The organism is Anaerolineales bacterium, assembly GCA_015075625.1.
Lineage (GTDB): Bacteria > Chloroflexota > Anaerolineae > Aggregatilineales > UBA2796 > UBA2796.
In genome coordinates this window covers 2,086,680-2,111,020 of sequence record JABTTZ010000001.1, presented here as the reverse complement: position 1 = coordinate 2,111,020, position 24,341 = coordinate 2,086,680, and the positions used below count along the sequence as shown (strand labels likewise).

At 58.4% G+C, this 24,341-nt stretch carries 17 protein-coding genes and 1 tRNA gene; 7 read left to right on the top strand and 11 right to left on the bottom strand.

Annotated elements, in window-relative coordinates; translation table 11 throughout:
• Positions 1–22: 22 nt before the first annotated feature.
• Positions 23–105, bottom strand: a tRNA-Leu gene (locus tag HS103_08670).
• A gap of 420 nt (positions 106–525) precedes the next feature.
• Here HS103_08670 and carA point away from each other — a divergent pair.
• Positions 526–1,659 (top strand): glutamine-hydrolyzing carbamoyl-phosphate synthase small subunit, encoded by a 1,134-nt coding sequence (carA, locus tag HS103_08665; protein ID MBE7512872.1) that lies wholly within the window; start codon positions 526–528, stop codon positions 1,657–1,659.
• On the opposite strand, the gene HS103_08660 is transcribed toward carA, so the two are convergent.
• From HS103_08660 to HS103_08640, 5 genes are all read right to left on the bottom strand, one after another.
• On the bottom strand, positions 1,656–4,490 hold the full coding sequence (locus tag HS103_08660; protein MBE7512871.1) for a hypothetical protein: 2,835 nt from the start codon (positions 4,488–4,490) through the stop codon (positions 1,656–1,658). The genes carA and HS103_08660 overlap by 4 nt on opposite strands.
• Positions 4,491–4,554: 64 nt before the next feature.
• Entirely contained in the window at positions 4,555–5,970 is a 1,416-nt protein-coding gene (locus HS103_08655; protein MBE7512870.1) for a hypothetical protein, read from the bottom strand.
• The gene (locus HS103_08650) at positions 5,967–6,221 is read right to left on the bottom strand and encodes a hypothetical protein (protein MBE7512869.1); all 255 of its coding nucleotides are present in this window, start codon (positions 6,219–6,221) and stop codon (positions 5,967–5,969) included. The genes HS103_08655 and HS103_08650 overlap by 4 nt, the downstream gene beginning before the upstream one ends.
• A complete protein-coding gene (locus HS103_08645; GenBank protein MBE7512868.1) occupies positions 6,184–7,614 on the bottom strand; it encodes a protein phosphatase 2C domain-containing protein in 1,431 nt (476 codons plus the stop codon). The genes HS103_08650 and HS103_08645 overlap by 38 nt, the downstream gene beginning before the upstream one ends.
• 17 nt (positions 7,615–7,631) lie before the next feature.
• On the bottom strand, positions 7,632–8,291 hold the full coding sequence (locus HS103_08640; protein MBE7512867.1) for a VWA domain-containing protein: 660 nt from the start codon (positions 8,289–8,291) through the stop codon (positions 7,632–7,634).
• A 608-nt stretch (positions 8,292–8,899) separates the two neighbouring features.
• On the opposite strand from HS103_08640, the gene trpB reads away from it, so the two are divergent.
• Positions 8,900–10,165 (top strand): tryptophan synthase subunit beta, encoded by a 1,266-nt coding sequence (gene trpB / locus HS103_08635; protein ID MBE7512866.1) that lies wholly within the window; start codon positions 8,900–8,902, stop codon positions 10,163–10,165.
• Positions 10,162–10,965: a tryptophan synthase subunit alpha gene (locus HS103_08630; GenBank protein MBE7512865.1), complete on the top strand. Its 804-nt coding sequence runs from the start codon at positions 10,162–10,164 to the stop codon at positions 10,963–10,965. Before trpB ends, HS103_08630 begins: the two co-directional genes overlap by 4 nt.
• Before the next feature lie 265 nt (positions 10,966–11,230).
• On the opposite strand, the gene HS103_08625 is transcribed toward HS103_08630, so the two are convergent.
• The 3 genes from HS103_08625 to HS103_08615 all read right to left on the bottom strand — a co-directional run bounded on the left by HS103_08625 (position 11,231) and on the right by HS103_08615 (position 15,143).
• Complete coding sequence (locus HS103_08625; protein MBE7512864.1) at positions 11,231–12,286, bottom strand: ABC transporter ATP-binding protein; 1,056 nt, start codon at positions 12,284–12,286, stop codon at positions 11,231–11,233.
• A gap of 25 nt (positions 12,287–12,311) precedes the next feature.
• Positions 12,312–13,862, bottom strand: a complete 1,551-nt coding sequence (locus HS103_08620; protein ID MBE7512863.1) for an iron ABC transporter permease — start codon at positions 13,860–13,862, stop codon at positions 12,312–12,314.
• A gap of 285 nt (positions 13,863–14,147) precedes the next feature.
• Positions 14,148–15,143: an iron ABC transporter substrate-binding protein gene (locus HS103_08615; protein MBE7512862.1), complete on the bottom strand. Its 996-nt coding sequence runs from the start codon at positions 15,141–15,143 to the stop codon at positions 14,148–14,150.
• 225 nt (positions 15,144–15,368) lie between these two features.
• Here HS103_08615 and HS103_08610 point away from each other — a divergent pair, with 225 nt between their 5' ends.
• Positions 15,369–16,997 carry a hypothetical protein gene (locus HS103_08610; protein MBE7512861.1) on the top strand — a complete coding sequence of 543 codons (1,629 nt, stop codon included), beginning with the start codon at positions 15,369–15,371 and terminating at the stop codon, positions 16,995–16,997.
• A gap of 7 nt (positions 16,998–17,004) precedes the next feature.
• Here HS103_08610 and HS103_08605 read toward each other — a convergent pair whose 3' ends face one another.
• Entirely contained in the window at positions 17,005–17,364 is a 360-nt protein-coding gene (locus HS103_08605; GenBank protein ID MBE7512860.1) for a hypothetical protein, read from the bottom strand.
• A 664-nt stretch (positions 17,365–18,028) separates the two neighbouring features.
• Here HS103_08605 and HS103_08600 point away from each other — a divergent pair.
• On the top strand, positions 18,029–20,059 hold the full coding sequence (locus HS103_08600; protein ID MBE7512859.1) for a flotillin family protein: 2,031 nt from the start codon (positions 18,029–18,031) through the stop codon (positions 20,057–20,059).
• A 193-nt stretch (positions 20,060–20,252) separates the two neighbouring features.
• On the opposite strand, the gene HS103_08595 is transcribed toward HS103_08600, so the two are convergent.
• Positions 20,253–21,935, bottom strand: coding sequence for a methylmalonyl-CoA mutase family protein (locus tag HS103_08595; protein MBE7512858.1), 1,683 nt, complete (start codon positions 21,933–21,935; stop codon positions 20,253–20,255).
• A gap of 257 nt (positions 21,936–22,192) precedes the next feature.
• Between HS103_08595 and HS103_08590 the strand changes: the two genes are divergently transcribed.
• Positions 22,193–22,918: a TetR/AcrR family transcriptional regulator gene (locus HS103_08590; GenBank protein ID MBE7512857.1), complete on the top strand. Its 726-nt coding sequence runs from the start codon at positions 22,193–22,195 to the stop codon at positions 22,916–22,918.
• Between the two features lie 257 nt (positions 22,919–23,175).
• Complete coding sequence (locus HS103_08585) at positions 23,176–24,141, top strand: NAD-dependent epimerase/dehydratase family protein (GenBank protein ID MBE7512856.1); 966 nt, start codon at positions 23,176–23,178, stop codon at positions 24,139–24,141.
• Positions 24,142–24,341 lie beyond the last annotated feature (200 nt).

Here is a 24,341-nt window from a genome sequence, read left to right as displayed (position 1 = left end):
CTAAAGGCGGTGTTTTCTTGTGTGCCGAAGGTGGGAGTCGAACCCACACTCCTTTGGGGAACTACGCCCTGAACGTAGCGCGTCTGCCAATTCCGCCACTTCGGCAAGTATTCACCTATTGTAGGCGGTGGTCAGCCCAATGTCAAGTGTATTGCAGTACCCTCACTGGTTGGACTGCAACCAGCCTTCTTACAAGAAGGACGGGCGTCGTTCGTTTTCCCTTGATCGCCACCGCCTACCCATCGGTAAGTATATCGTGATAAGCGGGCTGTCAACCACTGCGGGGTCAATCTCGTTGAAAAATACTGTAGGCGAGTAGTCTCTCAAGAAGATACCGAACATTCCGCACCCCACCGCTAACCCCTTTTCTGTAAACCAAGAGGGGGCTAGGGGTGTTGGATCAGTACACTTATGCGCATAGCTATGCTGGATGAGTAGTCCATCCCCACGATTGATTCCTATTCCCTTTTCGGCTAGAGTTGCTGCGGATTATTGACCAAGCGAAAATGAAAAGGGAAACGCGCTGTGCCACAGGCTGTGATTGCACTTGAAGATGGGAGTCTCTACCCAGGACAAGGATTCGGGGCAGAGGGTATCCAAGTGGGCGAGGTTGTTTTTAATACGTCCATGACGGGCTATCAGGAATTACTCACCGATCCGTCCTACCACCGCCAGATCGTCGTCTGCACCGTCCCCCATGTCGGGAACGTGGGCATTAACGCTGATGATCCCGAATCGGAGCGGGTGTGGGTGGCGGGCTTTGCTGTGCGTGACCTCAGCCCAACGGTGAGCAATTACCGCAGCAGCGCAACGCTGGATGCCTATCTCAAAAACGCGGGCGTAATCGGCATCAGCGGCGTGGAGACGCGCTCCCTTGTGCGGCGCTTGCGAACACAGGGCGTCATGCGGGGGGTCATTGCGCACGGCGCGGCGGCGGCGGATACAACTGCGCTGATCGCCCAAGCGCGGGAATGGTCGGGGATGAACGACCTCGATCTAGCAAGGGAAGTGACCTGCCAAACGCCCTACACCTACGAAGAAGCGGCTGATCCAGCATGGTATGTGGCGGGGGAGGCAGCCCCCAACGAAGCATGTGGGCATATCGTCGCCTACGATTTCGGGATCAAACACAACCAATTACGGCTGCTCACCTCGCGAGGGTTTCGCGTCACGGTTGTTCCGGCACAAACAACCGCTGAGGACGTTTTGGCGCTTAACCCCCATGGCGTGTTCCTCTCCAATGGACCCGGCGACCCTGCCGCCGTGACTTACGCAATTGAGGCAACACGAGCGCTGCTTGGGCGTATCCCAATTTTCGGAATTTGCTTGGGGCATCAAATTTTGGGTTTGGCGTTAGGGGGGAAAACACATAAACTGCTCTTTGGGCATCGCGGCGGCAACCAACCCGTGATTGACCCCGAAAGCGGGGCAGTGACCATCACTGTCCATAATCACGGCTTTGCCATCACGCCCGGCTCCCTCCCCGAAGGGGTGGTTGTGACGCGCATCAACTTGAACGACGAGTGTATCGAAGGGATACGTGCCGACCATCTGAACGCCTTCAGCGTCCAATACCACCCAGAAGCAGCGCCGGGCCCGCACGATGCGGTGGATTTGTTCGATGAGTTTGCGCGGCGGGTGGGGCATGTATTGTCTTAGGATAGTTTGGGCGAGTGTGCAGCGACGCGCTCTGTCGCAAGGGGTGTGTCGCTTACCACGTTCACCGTTAGATCGCTCTCGCGGGAGGGTCCAATAATGACCACCCCGCGAGGATCGCTGAACGATTCCGAAGGCAAATCAGCATAAGCCGGATCGACGCGGATGGTGATCACTTGCGCCTTACCGGGGTCAAGGGTGAATTCCGCTGGTTCGGCGAGCAAATAGGGGGCGGGGTGGGTGCTTAGCGTCCATGCCCGCCCCCCTTCATTCGTCACTTTGAAGGTCGTTTCCTCACCACTGCGAAGGCTGATCGCTGGCGGGTTGATGGCGACCCATGGCGCCGACTCACTCAACACCAGCATCACCCGTACCACGATTTCTTGTCCCCCACCACTGATCGTAATCGCCTCATTCTCACTGATAATGCCCGGTAGTTGGCGGAGCGCTTTATCGGCAAGGAAGATTTTGATTTCGGCGGTGCTTCCTTTGGGAATTTCGATAGGGAGCGTCCGTGTGGGATGCTCGAAGGAAAGCCAGTCCAGATTGAGCGTGATCATCCCCGTCCAGGTGGCGGCACCGGCATTTAGCAGGCGAATCACTTGGGGATTGGTATTTGTTATGCTGTCCCCGATCTGCCCAAAATTCAAGGTGGGCGTTTCAAGGATCACCCCTTCCGGTTCATCGCGCACATCAAAATAGGCGCTGACAACGAGAGGTTCGCGCCCGCCTTGCACCGCAATTGCCTTCTCAAAGGTGCTGATGCCCACCTTCAACACCGTTTGCGCCTTATCGCTGAGGCTGATCGGGATGGTGATCGTTTCTTCCGGCGGGCAGGTAAAGCGCCGCTCTGGGACAACCAGCCACGAGTGCGCCGCACGGATTGTCCCCTCCCACCACGTTGGACCGAGGTTATAGATCGTCAGGCTGCCCTCCGGTAATTCCCCACGCACGAAAGGTGGAAAGCGAACGGGCTGCACAGCCAGAAAGGGCGGACGCTCAACCACCGTTAGGGAGACGGGGACGACCTCTGGATAGGGGAGTGAATCGCCTTTTGGCGTGAAGATCAGTTCGTCCACCAAAAAGGGTTGATCAAGGGCTGCCTCCTCAGGAACGGAAAGCAGGTTGATCCGCACCTCCAGCGTGCCATGCGGCGGTACGATCACCTCCTCTGGATCAACGCTCACCCATCCTTGCCGCGCCGTTAGCGTCCCTTCCCAAGCGGCACCGCCTTCATTCCATAAGGTGAAGGCTTGGCTAGGCAGAACGATGTTTCGCTCCACCTCCTGAAAGCCAATCTGGGCGTTCGGAAGGGTCAGATGTCCGCGTGCCGGCGTGACGACAACGTGAATGGGAATTGCCAGTGGGGAACCCTCGTGGGGAATCACCGTGAGGGCATTTTTAAACGTATGAGTCCCCACCGTGAGCGTTTTCCAATCAGGGAGAAGGCGAACGCTCCCCTCTACCGCCGACCATGCCCCGCCCTCTAAGGCGGTGGGAGGGACAACCTCCAGCCATGAGACAGCACTTTGCAGGCGTCCCTTCCATGCGGCAACCCCATAATTGATGATTCCCACCCGTGCCGTAGGGCTGGCGTTCAAGCCCGCCTCAACCTCACCAAAATCAACGGGTTGGGCGTCAAGGGCAATGGGCGGGCGGGCAATGGTGAGGGTGACGCCCAAATCACAGGCGTGACCGCCCCCTATGATCAACACCCCATTGCCAATGGTTTGTGTTCCGTTGGGCAAGGCGAGGGCAGATTCGTTGAGGGTCAATGTCCATTGGGCAGAGCGTCCCGCCGGAAGGCGAACAGCCCCCTCCGGGGTAACAGTCACCCACGCGAGGGGGGCAAGAACCTCTCCCCGCCACCCGTTTTTTCCGGCAGTGATGGTCAAGGTAACGGGATCGGGTATGCCCGCACGAAATTCTGGAAAGGTAATCACCTCGCGGTCTAGGGTGAAGGGGCGCTCTGCCTCGGCTTGAAGGGTGAGCGTATCTTCTCCGATGACGAGCGAATCGCCAAGTTTAAGCGGACGCCGCGCACGCGGCGGCACAAAGATGCCATTCAAGGTCACCGCCCCATTGTGATCTTCGGGCAGAAAGAGGGAGAGCATCCCCCCTTCATTGAGGATCACAAGCATGTGGCGAAGGCTTTCCAACCCAACCGCTTTGGCACGGGGGCGATCCAACCTCAAGCCTTGTGCGCCAACATGGATGAGATGTTTCCCAGTATGCAGGGCAAGCGGCAAGGAAGGGGCGGCGCTCTCCCCAACGACGCCGCTCACCCATAGGCGGCGGGTAGTCTCCCCTTCGCGGATGAGTATCTCCCCAAAGAGCAGTTCGCCCCGCCGGAGGGCATCCCCTTCAAGGTGCAGCGTCAGGTGGTGCGCTCCTGCCGCCGGAACATGATCGGGGGTGATCTGCGCCCCGTACAATCCGGCAGGATCAACGGTTGCCGCAGCCGTTGTTTCAATGAGCAGCGGCAGAGAAAAGGGCAAAGTGGGGGCAAGTTCGCCCAGATCAATGAGTGCGTTGTCGTCAAAAGACACAGAATCCACCCCTACTGGCTGCCATCCATTATGAGCGGCGACAAGGACGCCCGCCCGTATCGTTCGTTCAAGGAAAAGATTATCACAGCGCACCCCGCCAGAGCGGACAACCAGAACAGCACCCGCCCGCCGCCACAAGACCGTTTGTCGCCCCTGCCCACGCAGATGAAGCGGGACATCGACAAAAAACGGTCCGGCATATTCTCCCGGCGCAAGGTCGATCTCTGTGCCGGATGTGGCGGTACGCAGTGCCTCGCGGAGTTCGGCGGCGGTTGAAACATGCATAGCCCAGTCCCTTTCCCCTTACCGGTTTAGGGTGGGCAAGGGGTGCAGCGCGTCACGGTATGCTTTATCGTATGCCTTGCATCGTCACCTGTGCCAAACGCCCCCCCGTGCCAATTAAGAGGGTTTGCCCATGCTCTAGGCTGATCGGCTGCCCCACCTGAATGGGCTGTACGGTCCCTTTTTCGGCAAGGCGCAAATCGGAAATGTTCAGATTCCTAAGCTGCCAGCCATGTTCACGGGTATAGGTAACCTCGGCAAACGGTTGTTTGTCTTCCTCTTTCAAAATTCCCCGTTCCGCCATATCCGCCTGAATATGCCATTTGTGCAGCGTCCGCCCCTGCCACCCAACAATCCGCCCCTTATCCACTTGGAAATGACCATTTTGCCCAACCCCACGATAAAGGCGCAAGACGGGGACAGTTTGGGGAAACTTCACCGCCGTCCCACACCAGGGGCAAACCGCCGGACGATCCCGCAGCAGGACGAAGAACTTTCCCACACATGCCTCATGGGAACAAGGGATGATTTGGTCAAAAAGGCGAAGCAGCGCCTCATCCCATTCGGAAGCACGCGGGCGCTGTGTGGGTGTTCGCAAGCCAATGGTGAACGCCTTGCGCATGATTCCCTCAACCTCATCGCCAAGCGCCCATGCGCCGGGGAAGTCTTTTGCGGGGCGATTGGAGGTGTCGTTGGGGTCTTCAATGTAAAGCGCTCTCTCTCCAAACATGAGCGCATCATCGCGGCTAGGGTCATTCAGATCGTAATTTTTCGGTCCGCGTAAGGGGTGGCGCATCAGCAGCAGTTGGTAGATGAGTACGGCAAGCGAATGCAAATCGGCATCAATGGACGGTTTTGCCGTGTTATCGCCGCGAAAACTGGCAGCGACGATCTCTGGAGCAATGTAATCGCCCGTGCCGAGGATTTCCGGTGGCAGCACACCCGGCACCACCAAACTATCTAGGTCGATGAGAACAACCCTCTGAAGGGCGACATTTGCCAAAAAATTGTTTGAGGAAAAATCCGAATGGCAAAGCCCTGAGTTGTGCAGTTTCGAGGCAATGCGTGCCATATCGCTGGCAACCCGCGTCCGATCCAGCCATGTCCCACGCATCGCGTCGGGCATCTTTTGTAACAGTTTTGGGGAAAGCCACCAATGCAGCGGCTTGTAATCGCCACCATAGGTTACATTGCGCATCCGCACGCCCACTTGGGGCTTTTCAGAAATGCCATTGGGCCAGGCAAAGAGGTCTTTGATCGTGTGGTCGGGGCGGCGCAGCGCGGAATCACCTGGACTGGTGCGCGTGACGTTGAATTCGGTGATGATTTTCTTCAACCGCTCCGTCTTTAAGCGATCCGGCGTCGTATAAAGTTTGACAACAGAGCGCTTATCGCGTGAATGATAGAGATTTCCCTGCCCGCCGGAAGCGAACGGGTCATCCTCATAAATTTCCGTTGTGCCATCGGTGAAGGTGACAATCATCGTTTCCCTTTGCCCTCAACAACAGGCGTTGAGTCCTCAATCATATCGAGTTCACCATCCTCGCTCAGGTGAAGGGTCTGCTGCCCTTTGGGGTTCTCTCTGGTCGAAGACAGCGGGGCATAAGTGCCCTGCCGCTGCAATTCGCGCTGAATAGCCTTATCCCACCAGCGTTTGACGCCCCCGGAGAGGACGATCTCATCCCATGCATCCTGATCAGTCGCCCAACGAGAGGACGAGCAGCGTCCGGTCATCGAAACTTCCCCGCCGTTCATAGCTAATAAATTCGAGCAGCGCCCGTTCCCGATCTCGCAGGGGGTAACACAACACCCGCTGGCGCAGCGGCTCAAACAACTGCGTAGAGAAGGCTTCCCCGCTTGCCTCCAAATCGCCAGAGAGTCCGTCGGTCATCATCGCTAAGAGGCGAATCGGCTGTTCAAAGTCATAGACGATTGTCCGCCGCTTCCACACATTCACCTTCGCGCTGGTGAGGAACAGCGTCCGTCCGCTGTCCTCAGGGTCGGTGTCCGGTTCGGTGAGGTTGTAGTATGTGCCAACGACATCCTCGGCGACAATGATTCCATCCCCCACATGAACAACCCCAATCAGGCAGCCGCGCCGCTGCGGGGCGTGGATCACCAATTGTAGGGTCGTATGCAAATCGCTCACGGGCAAGTTCCGCGCACGGGCAAAGTCCTCTACGGCGTCGTGAGCGGCATCAATGCCTTCCCAAATGGCGCGTGCCACATCATCGGGAGAGGGCGGGTTGGGCATTGCCTTACGCATCGCGGCTACCGCTTCCCGCACGGCAAGGTTCGAGCCGATCCGTGCCAATGGCGCTGACCCCGCCCCATCGGCAACGGCGAGGATGTTCCAATAGCGAGTGGCGACGGCGGCAACGGCATCCTCACGAAACGTCCCCTGATGGGCGTGCGTTTTTCCACGGTGGCTGGCGGCAGCGATCTGGTAATCCTCTGTGCCGCGCAGGGAAAGGGTGAACTGATCGGGATAGGCGTTCAAGTCCCCCTGGTTGCTCGGCAGGTTGCGCCAGCGCGTCGGCGTCACACGGACGGGGTGCGGCGCTTGTGGAAGGGGGGAAAGCGGCGGCACATGCCTCGTCCCTACACCATCAAGGGCATACTCATCATGCGCGGGCTGATAGGCGTCGTAGCGCTGTGTGGGCGTCTCTCGCTGTCGTCCGCCGCGCTCGGTATAGTATTCGGAAAGGTTATCCTCAATAACTTCCGCCATCCAGCGGGCGGCGTGTTCCAAGCCGGCAGCCGATTGTTGGACGATTCGATAGGGAGAGCGGGCGAGAGGTTGATCTTTCGTCAGGGAGGTAATCTCGCGGATCACCGTGTAAGGAATGGAATCCGTATAAGTAACATAAAGGCGGCGCCCCCGCCCGTCAGGTCCATTCAGCCATACCCGAAGGCGTTCCACCCAATTCGAGGCGGGGGCGGCGGTGATCAACAAAAAGACAAAGGCATCAGAGTCAGCCGGAAGGCGATCCGCCCACCGCCCGTCCATGCTCCGCGCCTGCATTCCCACCGAAAAGCGAAGCCGCGCCTGAACCACCGAAAGGATAACCTCTGGGTCAGGGCGCTCTGCCCAATTCCGCATATCGGCAAGAAAGTAGATGTTCATGGCTCACCCAGGCATGGTTACGACCCATCCCCAATTCGTTTGATGATTGGGGGGAGGGGGACAATCTCCAACCCGTTTTCCTCTGCTTTTGTGTTGATGCGCTGGCTCGTTTTTTGGATACTGGAAGACACCCAACGGAAGAACTGCCGAATGGCATCTCCGCTTGTATCCGACATCAGCAAGCAAACGGGGGTAATTTCCTTCAAGACATTGACATTCACGTTGTTGCCACAGCCAAGCGCCACAAAAGACCCCAGTTTGCGGGTTTTCAAGGTAGCTAGGGGCGCACGCCATTCATCGGTAGGTGCGCCGTCGGTGAAAAGGAAAATAAGCGGACGGTAATCCCCTTTACGCCCTTCTCCTGCCGAGCGAATTTCCCGCTCAAGCGCCTGATCCAGCAGCGTCAAGGATGCCCCAAGCGCCGTACTCCCTCCCGCCGTCAGAATCGGGGGGGTGAAACTCTCTACAGAGGTAAGCGTAACAATCTGCCGTGCCGAGTTTCCGAAAACAATCACACTAAGGTAGACCGTCTCAATGGAATGGGGGTTGTTCATCAATTCATTGTGAATCATGATCACCCCTTGCTGTACGGCTTGGATAGGCGCACCTTGCATTGAGCCAGAGACATCCAACAGCAAATAGACGGGGCGGCGGCGAACAAATTGATCAGCGTCCATATCAAACCCTCTCCACAACGCATAGCGCAAGCATACCATACTCTAACAAAACTGAGAATTGCCTATTGGGGTTTCATAGGGGGCTAGCCGTCCACCACCGTGATTTCTAACGAACCCCTATCCCCCCGCCCCCTTTTCCTGCACACAGGGAAAGGGGAGACATGCTGCGGCGTAAGCGGGCGCCCCTGTGTGATCGCCCCTACAGGTATGGATGGTTTCCCCCTCGCCATAGGGAGAGCGCGTACACGCGAAGGCGAGTCCCAGGGGATGAGGGCTGTCTGATTCTAGGGGTACCTTTCTGATGGTCTACTAAGTACAAACAAAAAAGCCCTTTGGGGTGGGGACGACGGGAAAGCCCATACGGATATGCCTCTTAAGCCCCGAAGGGGTGGCTGTTTTCAGCCCGCTGCTTTAGCGGCGGGATCATACGTCAGCCCGCCTTTTCACTGTGGTGGTACTTAGGGCGCCTTTCCCTCCTCTCAGCCTCGTCCCTTAGTGCGGGGGCGCGGGCAAAGACTTTCCGCCACCGTCATCACAACGAATCGGTGCGGACAATGCGCCCCTCTGGTAAGATTGGCGGGTCGCCTACTGCAAAAAAATAAACCCAAATGCGGTTTACAGGATGTGCCATGAACACCCCCAACCACCTCCCCGATACGCCGCCCCTCCCCGATGAGCGCGGCTATTTTGGCAAATTTGGCGGACGTTTTGTCCCCGAAACCCTCGTCCCCGCCCTGGATGAACTGACGGACGCTTACGCCCGCCTGAAGGATGACCCCGAATTCACCGCCGAACTCGCCCACCTTCACCGTACCTACACCGGACGCCCGACGCCTATCAGCCATGCCAAGCGGCTTAGCGATCACCTCGGCGGGGCGCAGATTTATCTGAAGCGCGAAGACCTTGCCCACAGTGGGGCGCATAAGATCAACAACGCGCTAGGGCAGGCGCTCATTGCCAAGCGGATGGGCAAACAGCGCATCATTGCCGAGACCGGCGCCGGGCAGCACGGCGTTGCCAGCGCCACCGTCTGCGCTTTGCTTGGCTTGGAATGTATCGTTTACATGGGCAGCGTCGATATGGCGCGGCAGGCGCCGAACGTCTTTCGGATGCGTTTGTTGGGCGCCGAGGTACGGGCGGTGGAAAGCGGCAGTAAAACCCTCAAAGATGCGATCAACGAGGCAATCCGCGATTGGGTGACGAACGTCCACACCACCTACTACCTTCTTGGCTCAGCGCTCGGACCCCACCCTTACCCGCGGATCGTCCGCGATTTTCAATCGGTGATCGGCATTGAGGCGCGGGCGCAAATCCTCGACCTCGCACGGCGCTTGCCCGATGCCGTGATCGCCTGTGTGGGCGGCGGAAGTAACGCCATTGGCATGTTTCATGCCTTCCGCGACGATCCGGCGGTGCGCTTGATCGGCGTTGAGGCGGGCGGCTATGGCATTGCCAGCGGCAAACATGCCGCCCGCTTTGCCGACCCTACCATCGGGCGTTTGGGAGTCCTTCACGGGACCCGCTCCTACGTCATGCAAGACGACGACGGGCAGATCGCTGAAACGCACAGCATTAGCGCCGGGCTGGATTACGCCAGCGTCGGACCCGAACACAGTTTTCTGCGCGATAGCGGACGGGCAGAATACACCCTTGCCGATGATGCCGAAGCGCTTCATGCCTTCCAAATGCTCTGCCGATACGAAGGAATCATCCCCGCCCTCGAATCCTCCCATGCCGTTGCTGAGGCGATCCGCCTTGCCCCCACACTGCCCCGCACGGCGATCCTCTTGGTCAACCTCTCCGGGCGGGGGGATAAAGACCTTGACACCGTAATCAAGGCGCTTGATGCCCAGAAAGTGGTGGCAGGCAAATGATCTCAACTCACAGCGGCTTAGGGTCTATTCAAGCCACCTTCGCCCGTGCCAAAGCCGAAGGGCGGGCTGCCTTCATGCCCTTTTTCACCGTTGGCTACCCAACCCTTCCCGATTCGATTGAGGCGCTGGTTGCCCTTGCCGAATCCGGTGCTGATGCCCTGGAAGTGGGGATGCCCTTTTCTGATCCGCTTGCCGATGGTCCCGTGATTCAGCACGCCTCCAATGTGGCGCTGGCTCAGGGGACAAAACTCCGTGATTGCCTGGCTGCCATTCGCACTCTGCGGGCGCGGGGCGTCACCATCCCCCTCATCCTGATGGGCTATGTGAACCCTGTCCTCAATTATGGGTTAGAACGTTTCGTCAGCGAGGCTGCGGAAGCCGGTGTTAGCGGCTTGATTCTTCCCGACCTCCCCCCAGAGGAATCCGCCGATCTAACGACCTACACAGAGCGGGCGGGCGTCGGTCAGATTCCGCTCGTCGCCCCCAACACCACGCCGGAGCGCATCCGCCACATCGCGGCGATGGCACGCGGCTTCATCTACCTTGTCTCGGTGACGGGCGTCACTGGCGCACGGGCAGCGCTCCCACCCGATCTGGTCAGTTATGTGAGGCGCGTCCGGGCGGAAACGCCGCTTCCCCTTGCTGTGGGCTTTGGGATCAGCACGCCAGAACAGGCGCGGGGGGTTGCCGCCCACGCCGATGGCGTGATCGTCGCTAGTGCCTTGATTCGTCTGTATGAAAAGGAAGGGCTTCCGGCTGTGCGATCATTGGCGGCTGCGCTGCGGGCTGCTTGTGGATAGCGCGCACACGATGCACCCCTCCGAGGTACGAACATGCGTTGGTGCGGGGCTAAAGCCCTCGCGCTAGGACGAATCACCCCGTTGGGGCTTAAAACGGAAGATGGGTGCGCCGGTCAAGCGCGGACACCCCAGGCGGCATCCCTTTCTTGGTGCGGCGCATGGATTCCCCCTCCCCTTGCGGGGGAGGGGGCTAGGGGGTGAGGGCGCATTCCAAGCCCCGTAGGGGGGGCGTTCTTCGCCCGCTGCTTTAGCGGCGGGCGATGTCTCACCCGCCCGCAAATGCCCGCACCTTGCCGCGCACTGCTACCCGCACCCCCATCCCCGCCGTGTAGGGCGGCGACGCCTCTACGCGGGCGATGATCACGCTTTCCCCAAGCGCCACCCCCACCCGTTGATCGCGCCCGTAATACTCCCGCCACAAAACGCGCCCCTCGCCAGAGGTGTCGCCATCTGCCCACTCCGCAGCGGGCGTCAGGCGCACCATCTCCGGGCGAATCATAACCGCCACCGCGCCCGTTCTCGGTTCGTCTAAGGGCAAATCGCCTAGCGCACAGCGCACCGTTTCCCCTCGCCCTATCCCCGCCAAGAACGACGCCTCACCAATGAAGGACGCCACCTTTCGGTTGATCGGCGCATTGTAAATGACCTCCGGCGTATCACACTGGACGATATGCCCCTCTGCCATGACCGCCACCCGATCTGCAAGGCTCAGCGCTTCCTCTTGATCGTGGGTGACGAAAACACCTGTTATCCCCACCCGTCGCAAGATCGCCCGTATTTCAACGCGCATCATTCCCCGCAGCGCGGCATCTAGGTTCGAGAATGGCTCGTCCAAAAGCAGCATATCCGGCTGCGGAGCGAGGGCGCGTGCAAGGGCAACGCGCTGCTGCTGCCCGCCGGATAACTCATGGGGCATCCGTTGGCGAAACCCCTCCAGCCCAACCAAATCCAACAGTTCGGTAGTGCGGCTCGCTTTGGCGGTGGCGTTGCCTTTCACCCCAAAGGCGATGTTCTCCGCCACATTCAGATGGGGAAAAAGCGCGTAATCTTGAAAGACCATTCCCACCCGCCGCAATTCCGGTGGGGTTTGCACACCATCTCCGGCAACCACCCGCCCGCCAATCGAGATCGTCCCGCCCTGTGGGGTATCCGGCTGCTCAAAGCCGGCAATCACCCGCAAGAGCGTTGTTTTTCCGCAGCCGCTTGCGCCCAAAAGCGCCATGATCTCGCCAGCGTAAACCGTCAGCGAAACGCCGCGCAAGGCGGGTTGGCTGCCAAACGTTTTATGCAGTTGGGCGACGATGAGTGCCGGAGAATCCATCAGCGCTGAGGAAATGTTAGGGGTGTTAATGGTTGCCAGCGCCATCCCGCAGGATGAACACAAGCGAGAGCGCCGAAACCGCCACAATGACCAGGGCAGGGGCGGCGGCAAGCGCCCAATCGCCGTTTGTTTGCGCTGTCCACAGGTGGGTTGTCAGCGTGCGGAAACCTGTCGGGGAGAGCATCAAGGTTGTGGGGAGTTCTTTCATCGTGTTCAGGAAAACAAGCGCCATCCCGCCAAGCACACCCGCCCGCATCAGAGGGAGCGTCACCCGCCGCGTTGTCTGCCATGCCGAAAGCCCCAAGCTGCGCGAGGCATCTCCCAATCGGGGGTTGATCTGGGTGAGGGCGCTCCGTGTCGCCCCGATGCTCAGGGGCAAAAAGCGCACCCCGTACCCGAAAATCAAAATAGGGAGCGTCTGATACAGCGCGGGGAGGGCGTTCGCCGCCACAAAGACGAGGGCGAGCGCAATGACCAAGCCGGGCAAGCCATGCCCCAAAAAGGTGATCTGAACGATCCACCGTCCCCAACGCCCGTTTGAACGCACCGCAAGCAGCGCCATCGGCAGCGCCACCACCCCGACGACAAGAGCCGCAGCCCCGCTGACCGTCACCGTGTTCAGTAGCGCCCCATCCAATAGCGGCAGCGTCACCCCTGCTGCCGCCCCCTCAGCCAACCACGCCGCCAAGACCATCCCGGGCACGCCCACCCCCAAGCACACCAGTCCCCCACAAAACAGAAGCGCTGGCACTTTCCATCCCCGCAAGGCGACAACCCGATGTTTGCGGCACGCCCCCACCCCTGCCCGATAGTTCTTTTTCTGGCTGGCGATGCGCCGCTCAAGAAAAATCAGCCCAAAAGCGAAAACAACCAACACCAACGAAAGTGTGGCGGCAATCCCGCGATTGAACGAACTGGTGTATTGGACGAAGATCACGCGGGTGAAGCTGTCATACTGCATGATTGCCACTGCCCCAAAATCGCTCAGGGTATAGAGCGCGGCGAGGATCATCCCCACCCCCAACGCCGGGCGCAGTTGGGGAAACGTCACCCGCCGAAAGGTGGCGAAGGCGCTCAAGCCCATGCTTCGCCCTGATTCTTCCAACGCCGGATCGGTGTTCAATAGCGCGGCACGCAGCGGCAAGGCGACGTAGGGGTAGGTGAAGAGGGTGATCACCAGCCACGCCCCGAAAAAACCATAGATGGAGGGTAGGCGCTCAACCCCCAACGGGAGGAGCATCTGCTGAAGGTAGCCCTTTGCCCCAAACGCGGCGGCAAACGTCATCGCCCCAATGTACGAGGGGATTACGAGTGGCAGCAAGCCGAGGATCAGCCACGCCCGCCGGAAGGGGACATCTGTCCGCGTCGTCAGCCAAGCAAACAGGACGGCAAGCACCGTCGCCGCGCCGACTACCGCCCCCACCAACACCACTGTGTTCCCAATGATCGCCATCACCCGCCCACTAAAGAGATAGCGGATCGCTGCCTCCCCGCCACTTGCCGCCCGAAAGACCAAATACCCAACGGGGATCAGCACCGCCGCTGCGACGATCAGCCCAAACAGATGGAGCGCCATTCCCCCCGTCGTTTGCGGAAGGCGAAAACGAGGCAAGATGATTCCCCCCCGCAGGGGGGGCAGCGCGTTGGGGGCGATGGGGCGGGCGGGCGATGTGCTGCGGGCAATCTGCATCGGGCTATCTTTCGTCCTGTTCTCGCTCTCGGCTTACTATTCGTTATAAACGTTAACGGGTTATTTTTCTATGACGAACGATCTGTAAATTGTCTGCTTTTCGTCATGTGTCTATTCTATGGTGCATAGGTTTGCTGGCGGGCAATCCTCTCGAATTGCCCGCCTCTCCCTTTACGGAAGGACGCCAGTCTCTTGCAGCAGCGCCAGTGTGCCGCGCAAATCGGCAAGGTCGCTCAGGTCAATCTCTGGCATCTCCAGATCGGCAAGGGGCGTCAGCCCGTCGGCAAGCGCCACCCCTTCGATCAAGGGATACTCGAAGGTTGTCTCGGCAAAGTATTTTTGCGCCTTCTCTGAGAGCAGATAATCGATCAACTTCGCCGCTGTCTCGCGCTTTTTGCTCGTCGTCAAAATGCCCGCGCCGGCAACGTTCACCAGCGCCCCTGGATCACCTTTCGGGAAGAACGCTGCCGCCACCGCTGTATCCGGCGTTGTGGCGCGAAGCTGCCAAATGTAGTAGTGGTTTGTGATCGCCATCTCCACAACGCCATCGGCAACATCCTTCACCATCGGGACATTTCCCGAATAGACTTTCGTCTCGTTGGCTACCATTCCCTTCAGCCATTCGGCTGTTTTTTCCTCGCCAAGCAAAACGCGCAGCGCCGTCACCTGGCTTTGCAGGGAAGCATTCGTTGGCGCCCATGCCACACGCCCCTTGTATTCCGGCTTCACCAAATCAAGGATCGAGGTCGGCAGTTGATCGGCTTTGAGCGCCTTCGTGTTGTATGCCAATACGCGGGCGCGTCCCGACACCCCCACCCACACACCATCGGGCGATTGAAATTCTGCCGGGACACGCTCTAAGAGGGTGTCGGGGATCACCGTCAGGCGTTCTTCCGCCGCCAACGCCCCAAGCGCTCCGGCATCCTGTGCCAAAAAGACATCCGCCGGGCTGTTATCGCCTTCCTCAAGGATGGTCGCTGCCATCTCCGCCGTATCCCCGTAGCGAATTGCCAGTTTAATGCCCGTATCTTTCGTGAATTCTTCCAATATGGGGGACATCAATTTCTCATTGCGTCCCGAATACAGGGTGAGCGTTTCCTCAGAAGCGCGGGCGGTTGCTGTAAACCCTGCCGCGCCAAGTGTTGTCAGAAGGACAGCCAGCGCCATGATCACGCAGAGCGAACGTTGTTTAACCGTCATGTTGTCTTTAGCCTTTCTTTCGGTATGATTTCCAACCTTGACGGGCATAAGCCTACAGGAACGCTCGGTACGGCGTCAATCAGGCGGCTGAATAGTTTGTCTCACCCATTTCCTTAACAATACTGAAGTAGGGTTGTCATTGTCTATCATGGGAGTTGCGTTCATTTTTTATGGGGCAAAATGGAATCTTCTATGCGGGTTAAACTTTCTAAGGGTGACTTCACCGTGCGCCTTTGTGCCGTGCTATTCGCCCTTCTTGCCTGCAACCTAAGTGCAACAGAACCGCCTGCCGCCTCTCCCTCAGGGGAGAGCGCTTTCGCCACCCCCGCTCCGGTAATCACGGCGACGCGCCCCGCCCTGACGACGAATACCGCTGCCGCCGCTGCCCTCGTTCCCACCGCTCCCGCCGCGCTGCCCGCCGCCCCCTGTATTCCCCTTGCGCTTGGCGAGCCAGCCGCCCTTTACGAAGGGGATATTCGCGTCAATTACGCCGAAAAAACCGCCGCTGCCGCCTTGCGCATTACCTACCGCAACCCCACCGGACGCGATCTCTCTAACCTCGTTCTCAACGTCGATCCAAACCGTTCGGCGGGTGTCTTTTTGCTGGATAACCTCACCTTAGCAAGCGCCGTAAGTACGGGCAAAAATGCCATTGTTGGCTATACCCTTGAGGGGGGGCGGCTCACCATACGCCTTGATGAACCGCTCCGCCCCGATTGCCTAATCGCCCTTGATGTTCGCTTTACCCTGACTGTCCCCAAATTAGAGGCGGCGCGGATGCGTGCCTTCGCCTACACCGCCCGTCAGATGAACATGGGCTATCTCCTCCCAGAGATCGCCCCCTTCCGTAAGGGGCAGTGGCTTACCCCAGAGGCTGGGCGGGTGGGCGAATACACCTATTCGGAGATGGCACATTTTCGCCTTCGCGTCAGCGTCCAAAACGCCCCTAACGTTGATGTGATTGCCCCAGGCATTGCCGAACGTACTGCCGATGGCGGTTGGCAGTTCACCCTGAACGGTGGGCGCTCGTTCACGCTCACCGTGACAGACGCCATGCGCACCCTCTCCGCGACAACGGCGGATGGGCTTGCGATTGATCTCTACTACTTCCCCCGCCGCAAAGACGATGCCCCCTCCGAAGGGGCAAAACATGCCCTCCAAACGGCACGCGAGGCAGCCGAACGCTATACCGCCCTGTTCGGGGCGATTCCTGCCCCGCGCCTTGCCATTGTCGAGGGTGATTTCTTCGATGGGATGGAATACAGCGGCATTGTCTACGTTGGCACACAGTGGTTTGATCTCTATCGGGGGCAGTTGGATTCATGGCTGACGCTGATCACGGCGCACGAGGTTGCTCATCAATGGTTTTATGCCCTTGTCACCAATGATCAGAGCCTGTCCCCCTTCTTGGACGAGGCATTGGCGCTCTATTGCGAGGCGCTCTATTTGGAGACGAAATCGGCAGAGGATGTGGCCTGGTGGTGGACGTTCCGCGTCAAACAATACCAGCCTCGCGGCTATGTCGATGCCAGCATCTACGATTTTTCCGACACACGGAGCTACATCAATGCTGTTTATTTGCGTGGGGCGCAAATGGTTCAGGCGATTCGGGAGGGGCTAGGCGATACGCTCTTTTTTGCTTGGCTGCGGCGCTACCTAGAGAGAGGGCGCGGCAGCATTCTCACTCCGGCGGATTTGTGGCAGGCGTTGGGCGAAAACGCCTATCGGGGCATTGCCCCCATTCGGGCAGAATACCTTCGGGATGCCGACCCGCTCCGGCTAGACCCCCAAGCGACGCCCACCGCCGCCGCACAGAAATAACCCTAGACTAAGAGACGTTCACGGCGGCTACATCGTCATCGTTTTCCAGCGAACGTCCGTGCAGGTGGCGGCGAATATCTTCTAATGCCGCTTGAAATAGGCGTGTCAATTCCCGATCCGACCCTTTATAGCGCCGCAAGGTTTGCGTGGCACAGGCGGCACAACCCCGCATGGCACGATAGCTATCCGTCTCGCAGGCAAGACAACCATCCAGCCGGATCATCATCAGCACGAAGGCGAGGCTCATCTCATCCCCTTCGGGAACAGCTAAGACACGGGCGACAAGCTGCTGCCATTCCTCGCCGCGTAAATTACGCAGACTGGCGATGACGTAATGGGGAAAGAGCAACTCATTCTTCGTGTACATCCCTCCGCCTTTCTAAACAATTGTTCTCAGTTAAAAACATCCTTCATCAAACGCCATTCTATCATGGAACATTGCAGGTAATACGATCTTAACCATTTTCTATCCAAACCTTCCGACATTTTTTCTAATTCACAGACGTTGCGCAGTTGCCCTCATCCTCCTCGCCCGCAGAATTTCTCGCCTTTCCCTGTCTATAGGGAAAGGGGCGGGGGGATAAGCTCACCTTACGCAAACAATGTGATTCTCCCTGAGATTAGCTGTATAAAAGGGTGGGGAGGGGCAGCACCCCTCCCAAAGAGAATCCCCCACTACACGGGCGAGGGGGTGAGGGGCTGTGCGTAAGGTGAGTGAGTTAGAAATTTTTCTGGTGAACTAGGAGATGTTCTTCCCCCCTAACCATTGGGGGTATATCTTAATCTCTGATCGGGTGTACGATTCATTGGTGTGATCCTATTACGGCTTACGCAGTTGCGCCTGTTTACCCTGTATTCATCGAAAGGGGAAGTTTGAGGGGGCTTCCCCCTCAAACAATGGATTCCTCCTTCTCCCACTGGGAGAAGGGAGGCAGAGGGAGGCAGAGGGAGGCAGGGGGATAAGGGCAACTGTGTAACGTCTACCTATGTCATGCTCACCCCTGAGCATAAGAAAGGGATTTAGGCAATTTATGGGCGCCCTCGTTGCAATTGTCGTCCCACTGATTATTCTTGCCATACTCATCTTCGTGTTGATGGGTATTCGTTATGTCCCCAACAACAAGGTGGGGATTGTCGAAAAACGTTTTGCCACCAAAGGCTCGGTGAAATCGGATAGTTTCATCGCGCTCAACAAAGAAGCCGGCTATCAACCCGAAGTCTTGCGCGGCGGTCTGCGCTGGCTGATGCCCTTCCAATACAAAGTCCATCTCGCCCCGCTGGTGACCATCCCCCAGGGGCAAATTGGCTACGTGTTTGCCCGTGACGGTGTGCCGATGGCGCCCACCCAAACACTGGCAAATGTCGTCCCAGAGGCAAAAACCTTCCAAAATATGGAGGCATTCCTACGCGGCAGCGGGCAGCGCGGACCGCAGCGGGAAATCCTCCGTGAAGGGACGTATGCCCTTAACCTCGTCCAGTTCATCGTCTTCACCCAAGAGGGCATTTATTACCTGCCCATCAGCCGCGATGAAGAAGCCGTGTTCAAGCGTATGGCGGCGCTCATCCAAGAGCGTGATGGCTTTCGCCCCGTCGTCATTCGCGGCTCGGATGACAAAGTGGGCATTGTCACCGTTCATGACGGACCCTCCCTTGATCAAGAGGAGATCATCGCTCCCACCGTCGGCAACGATCCGGCACAACCAGCCACCTATCACAACAACTTCCAAGACACCGAAAAGTTCCTCAAAGCGGGCGGGCGGCGCGGACGCCAATACCATACCCTTGTCGAAGGCACGTATTACATCAACCGCTTGTTCGCTACCGTTGAGATGATTGATAAAACAACCATCGAAGTCGGCTATGTGGGCGTTGTCGTTTCCTACATTGGCGAACGCGGCGGCGACCTCTCCGGTGAGGAATACAAACACGGTGAGATGGTGGCACGGGGGCAAAAAGGTGTTTGGAGTGAGGCACTTATGCCGGGCAAATATGCCTTCAACACCTATGCCGGTAAGGTGATCACCGTCCCCACCACAAACATCATCCTCAAATGGAACAGGGACGAAATTGGCTCTCACCGCTTCGATGAGAACCTCTCCGCCATTGAACTGATCACCAAAGATGCTTTTGAACCGCTGCTGCCCCTCTCCGTCGTCATGCATATCGACTACCGCAAAGCGCCCCTCGTCATCCAGCGCTTTGGCGACATCAAGCGTCTTGTCGAGCAAACGCTTGACCCCATGGTTGCCGCCTACTTCAAGAACATTGGGCAAACACGCACGCTGATCCAACTGATCCAAGAGCGTTCGCAAATCCAGAAGCAGTCCTCCGAGGAAATGAAGGAACGCTTTGAGCATTACAACCTCGAATTGGAGGAAGTTCTGATCGGCACGCCCTCGTCCTCGGCGCAAGACCGCAAAATCGAGGAAATCCTCGCCCAACTGCGGGATCGCCAGATCGCCATTGAGCAGGTTGAAACCTACAGCCGCAAGCAGACTGCCGCCGAAAAAGAGCGCGAACTGCGTGAGGCAGAATCGGTGGCGAAATCGCAAACGGCGCTGACCGAATCGCAAATCAACATCAACGTCGAAAGCAACGTCGGGAAGGCGGCTTACCAACGTTCGCTCCAAGATGCGGCGAAGATCAAGGCGCTGGCAGAGGCAGAGGCAGAGCGCGAGGCGCGTATCGGTATTGCCAAAGCCCTTGCCATCGAAGAACAAGTCCGTGCCTATGGCGGACCGCAGTACCAAGTTTTGCAGGAATCGATTGATCGGTTCGCCCAAGCGGTGGAGACCTCCGGCGTGGACATCGTGCCGCGCATGGTCGTCGGCAATGGCGGCGGCGGCACGAACGGGCAGGGCGGCTCATACAGCGCCTTTGAAGGGCTGATGATGCTCTTGCTCTCCGAAAAACTAAACTTGGGCGTTACCCCTACCCAAAACGGCGGGCAAATGCCAGAGGAAATCAAGCGCCTGCGCGACGACATCATGCAAAATCTTGCCCGCAAACCGGAAAGCGGTGTCGGCACGCCCGGTGGAACGGCAGAGCCAGACTCAAAGTAGGGGCGCATTGTATGCGCCCGGGTTTGCGCCGGACGGTTAGGATTGACCGTCCCGCCCTAAAGGACGGGGCTGAAAGCAGGGAAAGACCCAAAATCTGCTTTCAGCACGCAGGCTTTAGCCCCGTGCCTCCCCGCATCCCCGTAGGGACGCCCTCTTGGGGCGTCCGCTTTGTCTAGGCATCTGCTATTGCCCCCTACAGCACCTCTTTTTCCACATGGAGTCCGAACTGCACCCGCAGCACGTCCATGATCTCTTGAAGGGTGCAATAGGCGCGGGCGCAGTCTAAGAGGTGTGGCATCAGGTTTTCCGTCCCCCCCGCCGCCGCGTGGAGGGCGCTCAGCGCCGTTCCAACCTTCTCGTTGTCCCGCGTCTGGCGCAGTTCGGCTAAGCCCGCCGCCTGCTTCTCATATCCCTTCGGGTCCATCACCAAAATCGGAATGTCAATCTTTCCGTTCGTCTCCGCGTACTGATTCACCCCGATCATGATCTGTTCGCCCGCTTCCATCTCCCGTTGATAGCGGAAGGCGGCGTCAGCGATCTCTTGCTGCATAAATCCGGCATCCAGCGCCGGCAGCAGCCCCCCATACGCCTCAATGCGACGGAAGTAATCGTACACAGCAGCTTCCGTCTCGTTCGTCAGTGTCTCTAGGAAGTAGGATCCTCCGAGCGGGTCAAGTGTGTTCGTCACGCCACTTTCGGCAGCGATAATCTGCTGCGTGCGGAGGGCAATCGTCACCGCTTTTTCGCTCGGCAGCGCCAGCGCCTCGTCCATGCTGTTCGTGTGGAGCGACTGCGCCCCGCCGAGGACAGCCCCCAACGCCTGAATCGCCACCCGCACGATGTTGATCTCCGGCTGCTGCGCCGTCAGGCTGACTCCCGCCGTTTGACAGTGGAAGCGCATCAGCCACGAGCGGGGGTCTTTTGCCCCGAACGTCTCGCGCATCTCCCGCGCCCAAATACGCCGCGCCGCCCGCAGCTTAGCGATCTCCTCAAAGAAATCGTTGTGAACGTTGAAGAAAAATGACAGGCGCGGGGCGAAGTCGTCAATCTCCAGTCCCCGCTGCCGCGCCCACTTCACATACTCAATGCCATCGGCAAGGGTGAAAGCAAGCTCCTGAATGGCTGTGCTACCTGCCTCCCGAATGTGATACCCGCTGATGCTGATCGTGTTCCACAGCGGCATATGCTTTGCCCCAAACTCAATCGTATCGGTGACAAGGCGCATCGACGGTTCTGGCGGGAAGATGTATTCCTTTTGGGCGATGTATTCCTTCAAAATGTCGTTTTGGAGCGTCCCCCGCAGCGCAGACATGGGGACGCCCTGTTTTTCGGCGGCGGCAATGTAAAACGCCCAGATCACGGCGGCGGGACTATTGATCGTCATGCTTGTGCTGATCTCTCCAAGAGGAATCCCCTCGAAAAGGCGCTCCATATCCCGCAGCGAGGCAACGGCAACGCCGCATTTCCCAAACTCGCCTAGCGCTTCTGGCGCATCCGAGTCGTAGCCCATCAGGGTGGGTAGGTCAAAGGCGACGGAAAGCCCCATATTCCCTTGCGAGAGCAGGTACTTGTAGCGGGCGTTTGTCTCCTCCGCCGTGCCAAAGCCGGCAAACATGCGCATCGTCCACAGCTTGCCCCGATGCCCCGTCGCATGGACGCCCCGCGTGTAGGGATACTCGCCGGGCAGACCGAGATCGCGCAGGTAGTCGAATTCGCCCAGATCGGCAGGTGTGTAGAGCCGCTTGATCGCCTTGCCGCTCGTTGTGATGAACGTTTTCCGGCGTTCGGGCATTTTCCCCAGTGTCGGTTGGAGCGTCTCCCGCTCCCACGAATCAAGGGCGGATTCAAGTTCTTCTAAGCGTTTCGCGTCGTACATAAAAGGCGCTCCTTATCAAAAAATGATCGGGCAGTGATTGGGCATGGTCTTGTTTGTGCGTGATGCACAAATTATGACACAGCCCGTCAACAAAACCACGCCTCACCCCAACACCGTGCCTTTAACACCCTTTTTGACTGTATAGACAATTCTCTAACAATCATTCGCTTTACATTGTTAAGTTAACGGTGTAAAGTTATTTAAAAGTTAACGGTGTAAAGTTAACGCCGTAAAGGAAACGAAAGGAAGGGTTGGTTATGCCCCGTGTTCGCAGCGATGCTGCCCATGAAACGATGAGCATCACGATTAAGCAAGCCGCCCGCGCCCTGATGGTAGAGAAAGGGACAGCGGGAGTCACCATTCGGGGGATTGCCAAGAGACTAGCGGTGACGCCCCCCGCACTCTACACCTACGTTCACAGTGTGGACGATCTGATCACCGCCCTGATTGTTGAGGATTTTACGGCGCTCTCCGATGCGCTGGCGGCGGCGGCACAGATGAAGAAGGAAACGCCCGTCCTCCGCCTGCGGGGGGTGCTGCGGGCATACCGCCAATGGGCGGTGGATCACCCAATGGATTTTCAGTTGATCTATGGGAATCCGATTCCGGGTTATGTCGCCCCGCGTGAGGTGACGGTGCCGGCGGTGGCGCGGGGCTTCGCGGTGATCATCCGCACCATCGAGGATGTGCTAAAGACCGAACGGTATCAGCCGCAGCCCCCTTATGATCGCGTGCCGCAGGCGCTGACGGGGCGCATTGCCCAACTGCGGCAAGATTACGCCGCCGCCGAACCAGACGCCGAGCCGGTTTCGGACATGGCGTTTTACTTGGGCATTGTCGGCTGGAGTCAGATGCACGGGCTGATCACCCTAGAGGTCTTGAACCATTTGCAAGGGGTGGTGGCGAACACGGCACACCATTTTGACACCCAAATGCGCTTCATGATCCAATCCTTCGGGATTATCGTGCGGGACAACGAATAGGGCATGTAGGGAGTGGGCTTGTGAAGGGGACTAATCCTTACAGAGATTACGCAGTTGCCCTCACTCCCTAACCCTCACAAGGGGAGAGGGGGAATCCTAGTTTTGAGGGGGCTTCCCCCTCAAGCTGCCCCTTTGCCAAAACACAGGGGAAATAAATCCAACTGTATAAGGCGAGATTCTTCGTATCTTGTTGACGAGCGACTCGTGAACACCTACACAGTAAGCAGCGTAACAGAGAAAACAAAGGACAGTAACCAATGGCTGGCACGCTACACATCGTTTTTGGGACGGGACCGCTAGGAAAGAACACGGCGCGGGCATTGATCGGCATGGGAAAACAAGTGCGGATGGTCAACCGCAGCGGGAAACTGGCGGGGATGCCCGCCGAGGTTGAGGTTGTGGCGGCGGATGCTTACAATCCGACAGCGGTGATCCAGATCACCCGCCATGCGGAGACGATCTACCAATGCGCCCAACCGGAATACCACGACTGGGCAGGGAAATTCCCCGCGCTGCAAGCCTCGATTATGCAAGGGGCGGCGGCAAACGGGGCAAAATTCATCGTCGGGGATAACCTCTACCTGTACGGGGATGGCGGTGGGCAGACGATCACCGAGGAGTCCCCAATCAAGCCGATCTCGAAGAAGGGAATCATCCGGCGGGATATGGCGGCGGCGGTTATGGCGGCACACGGGCGCGGCGAAGTGCGGGCGGCAATCGGACGTGCCTCCACCTTCTTTGGTGGGGAATACGACGTGATCGCGGAGATGGTCTACAAGGCGGCGCTCTTGGGGAAGCGGGTGCAGTTCTTCGGCAAGGGGAACGTCCCCCACACCTTCACCTATATCCCCGATTACGGGCGATTGCTGGCAGCGTTGGGGACTCGTGAGGAAGCGCTAGGGGAGGCATGGATCGCCCCCTCGAATCCCGCCCTTACCCAAGAGGCGTTCTTGACCTTAATCAGCGCTGAGGTGGGCAAGCCGCTGAAGGCGAGCTATGCCAACCGCCTGATGATGAGCGTCTTTGGGCTGTTCAACCCGGGTGCGCGGGAGACGGTGGAGATGATGTACGAGTTCGAGAAGCCGTATATCATCAGCAGCGCGAAGGCGGAACGCACCTTTGGTCTGAAACCGACACCCTTCCCACAGGCGATTCGGGAGACGTTCGATTGGGCGCGGGCGCAGTTCATGACTCCCACCGAGAGGATGGCGGCGGGGGGATAATCCTCGGAGGGGCGCGACCACGTGGTCGCCCGTGTCAATAAAGCGTGGCATGGTTAATTTAGGAATGGTAGTGATCGAACGACACAACAAAACCATACGATAGAAGGACTTACACAGCTCACCTTACGCAGTTGGGTTTGTTCACCCCGTATTCGTCGAAAGGGGCAGTTTGAGGCCCCTCAAAAAAGTGCATTCCCCCT